The following is a 14,041-nucleotide window of genomic DNA, read 5'->3' as shown; positions in this document are numbered from 1 at the left end:
AGTATTTATAAGCTTATTGTTTTGTTGTAGTACTTTTTGTTGTAATTTTCATTTCCATTCCGCCTGCATTCATGTTCATAATTAAGTCTAAAGTTTCTTGAACACCAGAATCAGCATTTACAATTAAATTTCCCTTTACATCTCCAGTACCCATACCAGAAACGGTTCCGAAACATCAATATAAACCTTGCCTGCAGCGATTTTAGATACTTTATAAACAGTTTTTACAGTCATTCCTTGTTCGTTTACTTCATCTTCCCAAGAAGAACCCACAGATACTTTTTCTTCCGGATAAGTAACTCCTTTAGTTTGTTTTGTAAACTGATCCATCATAGGATTAGAAGGATCAACTTTTGTTTCTAAAATTTTACCTCTTAATGTTAAAGTAGAGATAATTTTTGCCTGCATCATTGGCTTAAACTGTTGACTCATCATCTTACCCATTTCATCTAAATCTTCTTCTTTTGTAGAAGAATCATAAGTCATCACATTACCACCTTGTAACATATTCATGTTAATAGACTTAATGTTAGATGAAGTTGTAATTTTTTCATCAGAAGCCTCTGTAACTTCCATAGACATGGTCATTTTCATATCAACACCACCTTGAGCGCCCATACTTTGAGACTGGTCTAAATTTACTAAATAAGTATCTCCTTTTTTATAATTAGCTCTTAACAACACAGATTCTTGAGCAACTGAATTAAAAGCAATAGACAACACAAATAATAATAACAATTTTTTCATTTTTATCTTTTTAAATTTTAGTTTTATATTGTCACGAAAATACTGTTTTAAAATAAAAAAACGCTCGAAAATTTCGAACGTTTTTTAAATTAAATATATAAGTAGCTTAAACATCTTGATTTACATCCCAAGCTTCTAATGTTTCTTTTAAAGTTTTAATAAACATTCCTCCTAAAGCACCATTTACTACTCTGTGATCATAAGAATGAGAAACAAACATTTTTTGTCTGATTCCAATAAAATCACCTTCTGGAGTTTCTATTACTGCAGGCACTTTTCTAATAGCACCTAAAGCTAAAATTGCAACTTGTGGCTGATTGATAATTGGAGTCCCCATAACAGAACCAAAACTACCAACATTAGTAACTGTATAAGTTCCGCCCTGAATTTCGTCTGGTTTTAATTGATTATTTCTTGCTCTAACAGCTAAATCGTTTACCGACTTTGTCATACCAACTAAATTTAGTTGATCTGCATTTTTAATAACAGGAACAATTAAATTACCATCTGGTAAAGCAGCAGCCATACCTAAATTAATATTTTTCTTTTTGATGATAGTATCGCCGTTTAAAGCAATATTTATTAAAGGATATTTTTTTATTGTAGAAGCTACAGCATGCATCAAAATAGGGGTAAAAGTTAACTTTTCTCCTTCACGTTTAAAGAAGGCATCTTTAACTTTAGATCTCCATTTTACAATATTTGTAACATCGATTTCGATAAAAGATTGCACGTGTGCAGATGTCTGTACAGAATCTACCATATGTTTAGCAATCAATTTACCCATTCTGCTCATCTCTATCACCTCATCTTCTCCGTTTACAGAAACTGGTGCTGCTTTTGCAACAGTTTTTTCAACATTCTTAGCAGGCTGAACAGCTTTACTTGTTGTTTTAGGTGAATTGCTTCTGTTTTCTAAAAACGATAAAATGTCCTCTTTGGTAACTCGTCCATCTTTTCCGAACCGGAAATACTTTCTAATTCTTCCATAGAAACATTTTCTTTCTGAGCAATATTTCTAACTAACGGAGAATAAAATTTACCAGATTCTGAATTTTTAGAAATAGGTGTAGCCTTAATTTCTGCAGCCTTCTCTATTGTTTGCTCAACAGCAGCTACTTCGGTCGTTTTTTCTTCAGAAACTTCTTTAATTGCTTCTGTTTTTACTTCTCTTGCATCTTCACCTTCTGTTTCTATAACAGCAATAACATCACCTACAGCAACTACGTCATCTTTTTGAAATAAAATTTCGATTAAAGTTCCTTCAACTTCACTAGGTACTTCAGAATCTACTTTATCCGTAGCAATTTCTACAACTGCTTCGTCTAATTCTACTGTATCTCCTACTTCTTTTAACCAAGAAGTTATTGTTGCTTCTGCAACACTTTCCCCCATTTTAGGTAATTTCAATTCAAATCTTGCCATTTCTATCTGATTTTAGAGATTGCAAAAGTACTAAATTTCATTCATTTTACATCAAAAAAATTAGTCCAAAATTAATTTTACAACGAAGTCTCATTTACATTATTCATAATTTTAAAATAATAAAGCCAATAATTTTATATAATTTTTATTTTTTAGCCTAAATTTTAAATATATCACAATAAATAAATCTACTTAATTCAATCATCATTTTAATTGTACACGTTTATTGACAAAGTAAAAAAATCACTCTTTATCTCGCATATTAATTATTAGTAGATTGAAAAATTATGTATGCAGTTATTTTATTCTTTTAAAAAAATTGAAAAACTAATCGATAAAATAATTATTTATCATTTTTAGCAACTATATTACTTTTGTTTTTAATTTTTGATGCAAAACTATCATTAGCTTCAGCTTCTAGCAAACTATAGGCTTTATTAAGAACATCATCTTTTAACGTACTTTGTTGTAAAATGTGATATTTGGGTATAAAATTTTCTCTTATAACACCATTGGCAGTATAAACTTTATCTGTAGGAATTCTATAACCGTATTTATCTTTAGTAAAAGAATAATCTTTGGTTTCTCCAGCCAATTTCATCATTTTAGTACCCAAAATTTTTCCTCTATTTATACCATCTAAACCAATGGCTACATCTTGCCCAACACTACCTGTCCATTTTCCAACCAAAACAATAACTGGTTGTTTAAATTGAATTCCTCTAGGATTAACAAATTCTAACCTACTTTTTATAATAGCAGGATTGTTTCCAAATTTATCTTTTGTAACATTCTTTTTAAAAGGTACTTCAGAATCTATAAACCTGCTTAAAATTGCATTTGCAACGTATGAATTTTTACCGTCTGTGGTATTTCTTAAATCTAAAATTAAACCTTTAGCATTTATATTTGCATTTAACTGATTATCGAAATATCTGATAAAGTTTGCGTGATTTAGCGAATTATTAATTTTAATAACAGTAAAATCATCTTTTTTAAGAACAGAAAGCAATTTTCTTTCTTCTCTAATTTTAATATTATCTACGTTTAAACTTATTTTTCTATCATCAACTAATTTTAAAGTTAAAACCCTAGACTCATTTAATCTACCTGAAATAATTTTATTTGCAATCCACTCTCTTACTTCAGTATCTTTTTATTAACGCATTGTACAGGAAAATCATCTATAACTTTATTAAATTCTTTGCTATTAAAATTTAAAACTTCTGCCCCAATAATATTTTTTCCAAAATCTTTAATTTGTGAAAACCAAATGTTTTGAACGTAAAACTTATCTTCTTTAAGAACAATGTGTAGGGGCGAATGTAAACGAAAAGAAGATTTAGTTTTAGCGTTTAATTGTAAGTTACTGTCATAAAACTCATTTAATAAATATTCAAAAAAAGTATTTTTTCTTGATTTGTCTTTACTTTTGATACAATTTCAGCGTATTTTTCTTTAACACAACTAAAATCAGTTTTTTTATCTTTTAAATAAATGTAATCGTTAGACAAATCTTGAATAATCTTTCCAAAATCTTGACTAATTTCATAATTATCAACATAATTATTTTTTTGAGAAAAAGTTAATTGAAAAGTTATTAATAATAAAAGGGATAGCAAATTTTTCATTTTTTCTTTTTTGTGCGAATTATCATAACTCGTAAAAATCACTATAAACGCGAATCTACTTTTTTAAAGTTAAAATTTTCATCTCTACAAAAAGCAAAGCAGCATCAAACTTATTAACAAAATGTTAATAAGTTTGACTAATTGATGTTAATAACTAAAAAACAAAATACAACCTCAAGAAGAAGAGAAAAACCCGCAAAACTAATTAACATATTAACAACTGAATATCAATACATTAAAAACCATTCTCCTTAAGAAAAACAGAAACTATTTTAAAAGTTAATAACGAATAAAGAACCAATACATCATTCACTAAAACCTCCTGAAGACCAAGGTTATTAACAATTTACAAATTAGTCATAAAAAAAGGTTTTATTTTTTTAGCAAAAAAACAAAACCCTTTAAAAGATATATTACAATAAAGCTTAATCTTATTCGACCCAATTTCTAGGTTTAGCTAAAACGTCTAGCAATTTTGCTTCGTTGGAATTTTCTTCCGGTTGATGATTATATTTCCATTGAACAATTGGCGGCAAACTCATTAGAATACTTTCAATTCTTCCGTTTGTTTTTAGTCCAAATAAAGTTCCTCTGTCGTGTACTAAATTAAACTCTACGTAACGTCCACGCCTTACTTCTTGCCAATCTTTATGACTTTTATCAAATTCAACCTCTTTTCTTCTATTTACGATAGGTACATAACTTTCTAGAAAACTATCTCCTACTTGAGTAACAAAATCAAATCGATCTTTTATAGAGAATGCTTCTGTTTCTTTTAAGTAATCAAAAAACAAACCACCAATTCCGCGGGCTTCGTTTCTGTGAGCATTCCAAAAATACTCATCACATACTTTTTTAAACTTCGGATAAAACTCTGAATTATGAGCATCGCAAGCAGTTTTGCAAACAGAATGAAAGTGTATTGCATCTTCTTCAAACAAATAATAAGGCGTTAAATCTTGTCCGCCACCAAACCATTGCGTTACTATATTACCAGCATCATCGTACATTTCAAAATAGCGCCAATTAGCATGAACCGTTGGCACAAAAGGATTTATAGGATGCAAAACCAAACTTAAGCCGCAAGCAAAAAAATTACCTTCTTTTACTTTAAATTGATTTCTTAAAACCTCTGGCAAATCACCGTGAACAGCAGATATATTTACGCCTCCTTTTTCAAAAACATTTCCATTTTCTATAACACGTGTTCTTCCTCCTCCGCCTTCGGCCTTTCCCAAATGTCTTCTTTAAACTTAGTTCCTCCATCAATTTCTTCTAATTTAGAAGTAATTGTGTCTTGTAAATTTTCTATGTATTTATAAAACTGATCTTTCATTATTCTAAAATATTCAACGTGTTATTTTTATAATTTATAGCGATTACTTTATCTAAAAATAATTTATTTCCAGTTGTACCAATAACTTTTGTTCCATTAAGACAAGTATCATCCATAGGTCTTGTGCTGTAATGTATTTTATGCTTTTTTAAATTCATATCCATAAGATAGATATCTTCTTCAATTTTAGAGCCAAAAACATCATAATATTTACCAAAAGAAGAAACACTTAAAGTATCAATATTATCACTTTTTCTTATTTTATTCCATACATCTCTATCGCTTGTGATTAAAGAAAACATACTTGAACCTGTGTCTAACATAACATAAAAAGAACGCTCTTTTATTTTAATAGGTATATGAACTCTATTTATATCATCTAAAACAAAAGGTATGCTTTGAACAACTCTAAAACTAGATGGAATTTTTTCTAAAAAAGCCAATTTTTCTGAAGGATAATCTACGATAAGAATTTTATTTTTTAATAAATCTACCCCTAAAGTTCCTAAATGAATTCTACTGGAATCAAACTCTTCTTCAGTAAATGCTTTTCCCGTGTTTGGATAAAAAAATACTCTTTTTTGAAGTACTACAGTGTCCTTAAATTTTAAATTTAAATTAGTTAGAGCTAATTTTACCGGTAAATTATTTAAGTTTTTGTTAGATGGTAAACTATCAAGTTTTTTTGACAGTTTTGTATTATTTTCTAAAAAAGAGGAAATAGTCTTTTCTTTAAAAAAACTTTCTGCTCCTGTATCAAATTGTGCAGAAAAACGGTTTGGAAAACTGTCTATTTTAAAATTGAGAAAAATTGCAGCTTTTTCAAATTTTTGCCCGCTCATATCAATTGAAACCCAATTAAAATCAATCCAATAAGATTCTCTCTTAGAGCATGAAGTTAAAAAAGCTAATAAACTCAAAATAAAGAATAGATTTCTTGCTTTCATTTTTATTTTCAAATAGCGTTTATAAATAAATACTTATTGGTCTTTTAGTAAACCTACTGTTTTTGTAGTTGCAGCAGTTACAGATAAAGGCAAAACAATAATAATTCCTATAAAGGGAATTAACAGACAAAGCATAAACACAATTCCGTTTCCTATAGCTATACCTTTGTTTTTACGAACAAAATAAATGCTTTCTTTATAATTAAAATGACGCTCTAATGTGTAATCTATATTACCAAAACCTGCATAATAAGACTGTACTAAAAACAGTAAAATTGTCGAAAAAATATTAACTACAGGAATAAATTTTAATAATAAAATAGGAATTGTAATTAACAATTCTTTTGATAAATTTCTGATATTAATTCGAATTCCTCTAATTAATTGTTCGTTAAAACTTGTTTTTCTATATTGATGTTTTAAACTTCCGTTGATATAGATTTCTATTTTTTCTGAAACCGGACTCATAAACGGAGCGGAAAAAGCTAAAACAATATGTTTGTATAAAATTAAACCCATTACCAGCACAAAAATTCCGCCAACAAAAGAAGCAAAAGATGAAAAGGCTTGTTTTCCCCAATCCCAAATCCAAATTTTTGATAAAAATTGACCTACATTATCTGACAATCCGTAAGCTGTAAAACCAATAATAGTTGCAGTAACAATGCTAATAATTATAGGAATTATAAAATATTTCCAAAGTTTTAATTTTGAAATTAAATTGACAGCTCCTAAATATGCTTTTATTGCAGAAAGTATATTTTTTATCATTAACCTTGGTTTGCGTTAGCGATTGAAATGGCATCCTTTTTGCTTTTTCTGCAAAAAGATATAATGGAAAGCGCGACTTTGTTTTTTTAACAAAGTAACGCCCAAATTACTTATTTAAATCATAGATTTATTACAATAAGTAGCTTGTTCAAAATTTCTAATATTCATAGAAATGATAGGCACATTAGGAAAAAGCGTTGTTAGTGTAGCTACAATAGCATAAGAAAGATCAGATTTTTGTTCTTCTGTTCTTCCTTCCATAATGTTACCAAAAACATGTATAAAATCTGCTTCGGCACTTTGCACTAAAGAATGTTTAAATGGATTTAAACGTACTTTTATATCATCTCTATCAAATAATCCGGTAGAAAATGCTGTTTCAAAAACAGCTTCAAGCACCTTTCTAGGTTCTTGAAGCTTTAAAATATTTTCTGAACAGTCTAAAATAAAATGAGGCATTTTTTAATTTGCTTTATATTCTTTAACTGCATCTACAAATGCTTTTGCATGATCTAACGGAATGTTTGGTAAAATACCGTGTCCTAAATTCACGATATACTTGTCTTTACCAAACTCGTTAATCATTTGAGTAACCATTTTCTTAATTTCTGATGGTGGAGAGAACAATCTTGTTGGATCGAAATTACCTTGTAAAGTAATATTTCCACCAGATAAATATCGTGCATTTCTTGCAGAACAAGTCCAATCTACACCTAATGCAGAAGCACCAGATTTAGACATTTCGTTTAACGCAAACCAACAACCTTTACCAAATGCAATTACCGGAGTAATATCTTTTAAAGCATCGATTATTTGCTGCATATATTGCCATGAAAACTCTTGATAATCTACTGGTGATAACATTCCACCCCAAGAATCAAATACTTGAACAGCATCTACACCAGCCTCTACTTTTGCCTTTAAATACGCAATAGTTGTATCTGTAATTTTTTGTAATAAAGAATGTGCTACAACTGGGTTTGTAAAACATAATTCTTTTGCTTTATCAAAGTTTTTAGAACCTTGACCTTGTACACAATAGCAAAGAATTGTCCAAGGCGAACCTGCAAAACCTATTAACGGAATTTCATCATTCAACTTTTCTTTAGTTGCTTTAATTGCATCCATTACATAACCTAAAGAATCTTGAATATCTGGAATAATAACAGCGTCTAAATCTTTTTGAGTACGAATAGGATTTGGTAAATAAGGTCCAAAATTTGGTTTCATCTCTACATGAATGTTCATTGCTTGTGGAATTACCAAAATATCAGAAAATAAAATTGCAGCATCCATACCGTATCTACGGATTGGTTGTACAGTAATTTCTGATGCTAATTCGGAGTTTGACAACGTGTAAAGAAATCGTATTTGTGTTTAATTTCCATAAACTCTGGCAAATATCTTCCTGCTTGACGCATCATCCAAACTGGTGGTCTATCTACAGTTTCTCCTTTTAATGCTCTTAAAAATAAATCGTTTTTTATCATTTTATAGCTTTTGGCTATTAGCTTTTAGCTTTTGGCTTTGGCTTTTAGCTATTCTTTATTGTATTTATTAATCCGTTAATCATCTTGCCTTCTTTTTCTATAAGTTCAAAAATGATCTTTAATTCTTCTGATTCTATTAATTCTAATTCTTGAATTATTATAAGTTGAGTTTCAACCTCAAAAAGCGAACCTATCGCAATTTCTAAAAATCGTTTAAATTCAACTACACTATTTCTACTAGATCCTTCGGCTATATTTGATGGAATTGAAACGGCAGCCCTTGTAATTTGACTTTTCAATCCAAACTTTTCATCAGAAGGTAATTTTTGAGCTATTTTATAAATTTCTTTGACAATAACAATTCCTTGTTCCTAAATCTTTAATTTTCTAAAATTTCTCATAAATTCTCTACTAAAAGCAAATAGCTAAAAGCTATCGGCTACTTTTTTCATAGCCTTGTCAGTTGCATTTGCTATTATTTTTATATCCTTGTCTTTTAATGCTGATGATAAAAACCAAGCTTCAAATTGACTTGGAGGTAAAAACACTCCATTTTTTATCATTTCCCAAAAGAAAACACCAAACTTTTCTGTATCAGAAGTTTGAGCTTCTTCAAAATTTGTAACTTTCGTTTTTGTAAAGAACGGATTTAACATAGAACCAAATCTATTTACAGTTAAATCTACGTTGTATTTCTTAGCTGTTTCCAATAAAATCACTTCTATTATCGCACCAACTTCTTCGAACTTTTCATACGGATTTTGTTTTTTCAACTCTGTTAAAGTTGCTATTCCACCAGCCATAGCTATCGGATTTCCGGATAAAGTACCTGCTTGATACATTCCTCCTAACGGCGCAACATTTTCCATGATTTCGTTTCTTGCACCATAAGCACCAACAGGAAAACCTCCGCCAATTACTTTACCTAAACACGTAATATCTGCTGTAACACCTAATAATTCTTGTGCGCCACCAAATTTAGAACGAAAACCGGTCATTACTTCATCAGCAATTAGCAACGCTCCTTTGGTTTCTAAAAATTCTTTTAATTCTTTTAAGAAATTATTTTGCGGAATTACAACTCCCATATTACCACCGATTGGTTCTATGATTACACCGGCAATATCATCGTGCTCTTCAAAGTGTTTTTTTACACTTTCTAAATTATTATATTCTGCTATTAATGTATTTTTTACCGCACCTTCGGCACACCTTTAGAACCTGGTAAACTTAACGTTGCCAAACCAGAACCTGCTGCAACTAATAATGCATCTTGATGCCCATGATAACAACCAGAAAACTTAATAATTTTATCTTTTCCTGTAAATGCTCTTGCTAAACGAATTCCGCTTAAAACAGCTTCTGTACCGGAGTTTACAAAACGAACTTTGTCCATTTCCGGAAAAGCATCACAAACAATTTTTGCTAATTTTATTTCTGCCTCTGTTGATGCACCAAAAGAATAACCGTTCTTTAAAGCTTTATCAACACCTTTTTGCACTTTTTTATGTCTGTGACCTAATATCATTGGCCCGTAAGAAAGTACTAAATCTACATATTCATTTCCGTCAACATCTGTAATTCTAGTTCCTTTTGCTTTTTTAATAAACAACGGATTTCCGCCAACAGAAGAAAATGCTCTTACAGGAGAATTTACTGCACCTACAAGGTTTTTTAAACCCTTTTTATATAATTTTTGTGATTTTTTAAAGCTCATACTTTACCAGTTATTAGTCTTTAGTTGTTAGTCTTTAATATTCTTGCCGCTTCTTTAGCAAAATAAGTAATAATTATATCTGCACCTGCCCTTTTCATAGACAACAGACTTTCCATCATCACTTTTTCTCCGTCAATCCAACCTTTTTCTGCAGCAGCTTTAACCATTGCATATTCTCCGCTTACATTATAACATGCAATTGGTCTATCGAAATTGTTTTTTAAATCTCTAATAATATCTAAATAAGAAAGTGCGGGTTTTACCATTAAAATATCGGCTCCTTCTTGATCATCAAAAGTAGCTTCTCGCATTCCTTCATCTCTGTTAGAAGGATCCATTTGATACGTTCTTCTATCACCAAATGTAGGTGCAGAATCTGCCGCATCTCTAAAAGGACCATAAAAAGCTGACGCATATTTTACAGAATATCCCATAATTGGTAAATTAGTAAAACCGGCATTATCTAAAGACTGTCGAATCATATCTATTGTTCCATCCATCATACCGGAAGGCGCAACCATATCTACACCTGCTTTTGCATGAGAAATTACTTGTTTAGCAAGGTTTACCAAAGTTGCATCATTATCTACATCATTGTCATGTATAATTCCGCAGTGACCATGAGAAGTATATTCACAAAAACAAACATCTGTAATTACATATAAACTTGGGTAATTTTTCTTGATAAAACGAATTGCTTTTTGCATAATTCCGTCATCATTCCATGTTTCTGTACCTTCATCATCTTTTTCTGATGGAATTCCAAACAAAAGAACCGCAGGTATATTTAAAGAAACTACCTCATCTAATTCTTTTGAAATTCTATCTAAAGAAAAACGCTTGATTCCGGGCATAGAAACAATTTCTGTTTCTATGTTTTCTCCTTCTTCTATAAAAAGTGGATAAATAAAATCGTCTACAGAGAGTTTAGTTTCTCTAACTAATCTTCTAATACCTTCTGTTTTTCTTAATCTTCTCGTTCTAAACATGTATACTAACTTTAGTTATTTCGAAGAAAACTGACGAAATAATTATTATTGAATGCTATTTGTCATTAATTAATTTGAAGAAGTTTCTTCTCCGGCATAATGGCTATTTACCAATTCTAAAACGCTATCTACACTTGGCAAATTAGCAACTTGTACATTTTCGAAATGCTTTCTAGCTTCTACTGCAGTAGTTTCTCCAATACAAAATGCTGTTTTGTCTTTAGAATTTACTTCTAAATAACTGTTTATTCCTGAAGGACTATAAAACAAAACCCCAGAAAATTCATCAGAAATCTTAACCGGACTTAACATTGTCTTGTAAGCTTCTACTTCGTTCACAACAATTTCATGTGCTTGCAAATAGGTAGGAAAAACATCTAATCTTACGTCGCTACAGAAATAAGTAATTTCTTTTACCTCTGTTTCTTTAGAGATATATTCTGCAAGTTTTAAAGCATTTTTAGCAACGTGCGTTACTTTTCCTATTCTTTTTTCTATTAACTTCTTTGTTCTTCTACCAACACAATAGATATTTTTAAAATCTAATTCTTCTTTGGTAAAAGAGTTTAAAATAGCTTCTACACCATTTTGACTAGTAATTGCAACGTTTTCATGCGAATGCTTAACTACTTTTGGTGAAATTCTATTAAATCTTATTTTTATGAAATCACTATCTTCTATACCTATCGCAGAAGAAAGATTTTCTTTTTGTAATTCCGATAATTTTTTAGTTGAATAAACTTTCGCAATCGAATCGTCTTTACCTTCATCTTCTTGCATTAATTCTTTACCACCTCTATTTATTACATAATCGGCGCAATCTTTTGCTAAAAATTTATGACTTCCAATTTTTGCAGTTTTGGTTACTGTAATTTTTTTAGAACCGTCTCTTTTTAATAAAATTCCTTTAAAATTAATTTCGCCCGTTTTATCATCAACATACGCTAAAGCACCTATTGGCGCTGTACAACCACCTTCTAGCAATCTTAAAAACTCACGCTCTATACCAACACAAACCTTAGTTTCATGATGATTTAGTTGCTCGCAAGCATCTATTACATATGTATCGTTTTCTAAAGCAGCAATCATAATTGCACCTTGAGCTGGTGCAGGAATCATCCAAGTTAATGGTATTGCACCTTTATCTCTTAAACCTAATCGCTCTAAACCAGCAGCTGCAAAAACAGCTCCGTTCCAAGTCTCGCTAGTTCTAAGTTTTTCTAAACGCGTATTTACATTTCCTCTTAAATCTTCTACCGAATGTGTAGGGTAACGATTTAACCATTGTGCTTTTCTACGTAAACTTCCAGTTGCAATTACTCCGTTTGGTTGACCAAAAAACTCTTCAGTATCTTTTAAAACCAAAATATCTGTATAGTTTGCACGCTTTAAAACTGCGGCTTGCACAATACCTTCTGGCAATGCTGTAGGTACATCTTTTAAAGAATGTACTGCAATATCAATATCGCCATTTAACATAGCAATATCTAAATTTTTAGTAAAAATACCTGTAATTCCCAATTCGTACAGAGGCTTATCTAAAACAATATCTCCTGTAGATTTTATTGGAACCAAAACAGCTTCATAACCTAATTCCTCTAATTCTTTGCGTACTTTATTTGCTTGCCAAAGCGCTAATTGGCTATCGCGAGTACCTATTCTTATTATTTTTTGCATGGAGTTTTAATTATGATTGAAACACTTTTTGAATAACTTCTATACTTTCTGAAACAGAAGTTTCTTCATCTTTTAAATGCTTAACAAACTGTGTAGTAATTTTTTGTATAAATCTCGAAGTTAAGATTTCTGCCTGATTTTCATCAAAATTTATAATTTTCTTTTTCTGAAAATTAATTTCATCTTTCTTAATAACTTCTAAAGATTCTTTTAACGCAGCAATTGCTGGGGTAAACCTTCTATGGTTTAACCAACTATTAAATTCTGCCTTGTGAGTTTCTATAATTTCTTTTGCAAACGGAATTTCTTGTTGACGAACAGCTAAAGTTTCATCAGTAATTTTAGAAAGTTCATCTACATTCACTAAAGAAACACCTTTAACCTCTAAAACATCTTTTGCCACATTTTCTGGCATCGATAAATCTAAGATTAAAGTTTCTTTTTTATTTACAATATGTTCTTTTGTAATTGTTGGCTTATCTGCACCTGTAGATACAATAATTACATCTGCATTTGCAACCTCTTCTGTTAAGTTTTCGATAATAGATTTACGAATAGAAGCATGCTCTTTTACAAAAGCATCTGTTTTTTCTTCGGTTCTATTAATTAAACTAACCTGTTTATTCTGCGTATATTCTGCTAAGTTTTTACAAGTATGTTTTCCCATTTTACCCAAACCGAAAACTAAAATATTTTTAGAATTGTAATCTGGTAAATTCTTAATAATGTATTGCACTGCAGCATAAGAAACTGATGTTGTACCGGAACTTAACTTTGTATCGTTTTTTACACGTTTACTTGCTTGCAAAACAGAATTTACAAGTCTCTCTATATAAGCATCTGTAGTTTTTAATTGTTTTGCCAATTTAAAAGATTGTCTTAATTGACCAACAATTTCATAATCTCCTAAAATCTGACTTTCTAAACCTGTACCAATCCTAAATAAGTGGCTAATTGCCTCTTGATCTTTATTGATATTACAAATAGCATTAAATTCTTTAACAGTACCTTCAGAAAAATCACAAAGCAATTCTATAAGAAGACAAGGTCTATTGGCAAAACCAAAAATTTCTGTTCTATTGCATGTAGAAATTATAAAGATAGATTTTATACCTCTTTCTTTAGCTGCATTTAAAAGTGCGGCTTGATTTTCTTTGGATACAGAAAATTTACCACGCATTTCTGCATCTGCCTTTTTATAACTTACACCAATATTGTAAAAATGTACTTGTCCTAATTCCTTCATAAATTGTAAAAGATGATGCAAAAATAAAAAGAGCAATCAAAAAAAGTATCGCTTAAAGAACTTTT

General features: G+C 30.2%; 11 protein-coding genes and 4 pseudogenes. All 15 read right to left on the bottom strand.

The genetic code is table 11. From position 1 onward, the window contains the following. Positions 1-13 precede the first annotated feature (13 nt). The 15 genes and pseudogenes from ACZ1HD_RS04455 to hemA all read right to left on the bottom strand — a co-directional run bounded on the left by ACZ1HD_RS04455 (position 14) and on the right by hemA (position 13,976). Positions 14-154 (bottom strand): hypothetical protein, encoded by a 141-nt coding sequence (locus tag ACZ1HD_RS04455; protein ID WP_472688739.1) that lies wholly within the window; start codon positions 152-154, stop codon positions 14-16. Further along, the gene (locus ACZ1HD_RS04450) at positions 136-747 is read right to left on the bottom strand and encodes a hypothetical protein (RefSeq protein WP_472688738.1); all 612 of its coding nucleotides are present in this window, start codon (positions 745-747) and stop codon (positions 136-138) included. Before ACZ1HD_RS04450 ends, ACZ1HD_RS04455 begins: the two co-directional genes overlap by 19 nt. 106 nt (positions 748-853) lie before the next feature. After that, positions 854-2,172 (bottom strand): annotated as a pseudogene (locus ACZ1HD_RS04445) (dihydrolipoamide acetyltransferase family protein). A gap of 343 nt (positions 2,173-2,515) precedes the next feature. Then, positions 2,516-3,184, bottom strand: coding sequence for a S41 family peptidase (locus ACZ1HD_RS04440; protein WP_472688737.1), 669 nt, complete (start codon positions 3,182-3,184; stop codon positions 2,516-2,518). Positions 3,185-3,557: 373 nt separating this feature from the next. Continuing rightward, positions 3,558-3,803 (bottom strand): hypothetical protein, encoded by a 246-nt coding sequence (locus ACZ1HD_RS04435; RefSeq protein ID WP_472688736.1) that lies wholly within the window; start codon positions 3,801-3,803, stop codon positions 3,558-3,560. 431 nt (positions 3,804-4,234) lie between these two features. Beyond that, positions 4,235-5,139 (bottom strand): annotated as a pseudogene (hemF, locus tag ACZ1HD_RS04430) (oxygen-dependent coproporphyrinogen oxidase). Next, positions 5,139-6,086, bottom strand: a complete 948-nt coding sequence (locus ACZ1HD_RS04425; protein WP_472688735.1) for a hypothetical protein — start codon at positions 6,084-6,086, stop codon at positions 5,139-5,141. Before ACZ1HD_RS04425 ends, hemF begins: the two are co-directional and overlap by 1 nt. A 33-nt stretch (positions 6,087-6,119) precedes the next feature. Beyond that, complete coding sequence (locus ACZ1HD_RS04420; RefSeq protein ID WP_472688734.1) at positions 6,120-6,857, bottom strand: EI24 domain-containing protein; 738 nt, start codon at positions 6,855-6,857, stop codon at positions 6,120-6,122. Positions 6,858-6,971: 114 nt separating this feature from the next. Continuing rightward, positions 6,972-7,316, bottom strand: a complete 345-nt coding sequence (locus tag ACZ1HD_RS04415) for a 5-carboxymethyl-2-hydroxymuconate Delta-isomerase (protein ID WP_077808698.1) — start codon at positions 7,314-7,316, stop codon at positions 6,972-6,974. Positions 7,317-7,319: 3 nt separating this feature from the next. Next, a pseudogene (hemE, locus tag ACZ1HD_RS04410) lies at positions 7,320-8,281 on the bottom strand (uroporphyrinogen decarboxylase). Between the two features lie 110 nt (positions 8,282-8,391). Continuing rightward, complete coding sequence (locus ACZ1HD_RS04405) at positions 8,392-8,682, bottom strand: four helix bundle protein (RefSeq protein ID WP_472689283.1); 291 nt, start codon at positions 8,680-8,682, stop codon at positions 8,392-8,394. A gap of 90 nt (positions 8,683-8,772) precedes the next feature. After that, positions 8,773-10,064 (bottom strand): annotated as a pseudogene (gene hemL, locus ACZ1HD_RS04400) (glutamate-1-semialdehyde 2,1-aminomutase). 20 nt (positions 10,065-10,084) lie between these two features. Further along, complete coding sequence (gene hemB / locus ACZ1HD_RS04395; protein WP_472688733.1) at positions 10,085-11,053, bottom strand: porphobilinogen synthase; 969 nt, start codon at positions 11,051-11,053, stop codon at positions 10,085-10,087. A gap of 69 nt (positions 11,054-11,122) precedes the next feature. Further along, positions 11,123-12,730, bottom strand: coding sequence for a hydroxymethylbilane synthase (gene hemC / locus ACZ1HD_RS04390; RefSeq protein WP_472688732.1), 1,608 nt, complete (start codon positions 12,728-12,730; stop codon positions 11,123-11,125). A 10-nt stretch (positions 12,731-12,740) separates the two neighbouring features. Then, positions 12,741-13,976 carry a glutamyl-tRNA reductase gene (gene hemA, locus ACZ1HD_RS04385; protein WP_472688731.1) on the bottom strand — a complete coding sequence of 412 codons (1,236 nt, stop codon included), beginning with the start codon at positions 13,974-13,976 and terminating at the stop codon, positions 12,741-12,743. Between the last annotated feature and the right edge of the window lie 65 nt (positions 13,977-14,041).

This window comes from Polaribacter sp. HA6-7, from assembly GCF_055693625.1.
This window is presented reverse-complemented; position numbering and strand designations above follow the sequence as displayed.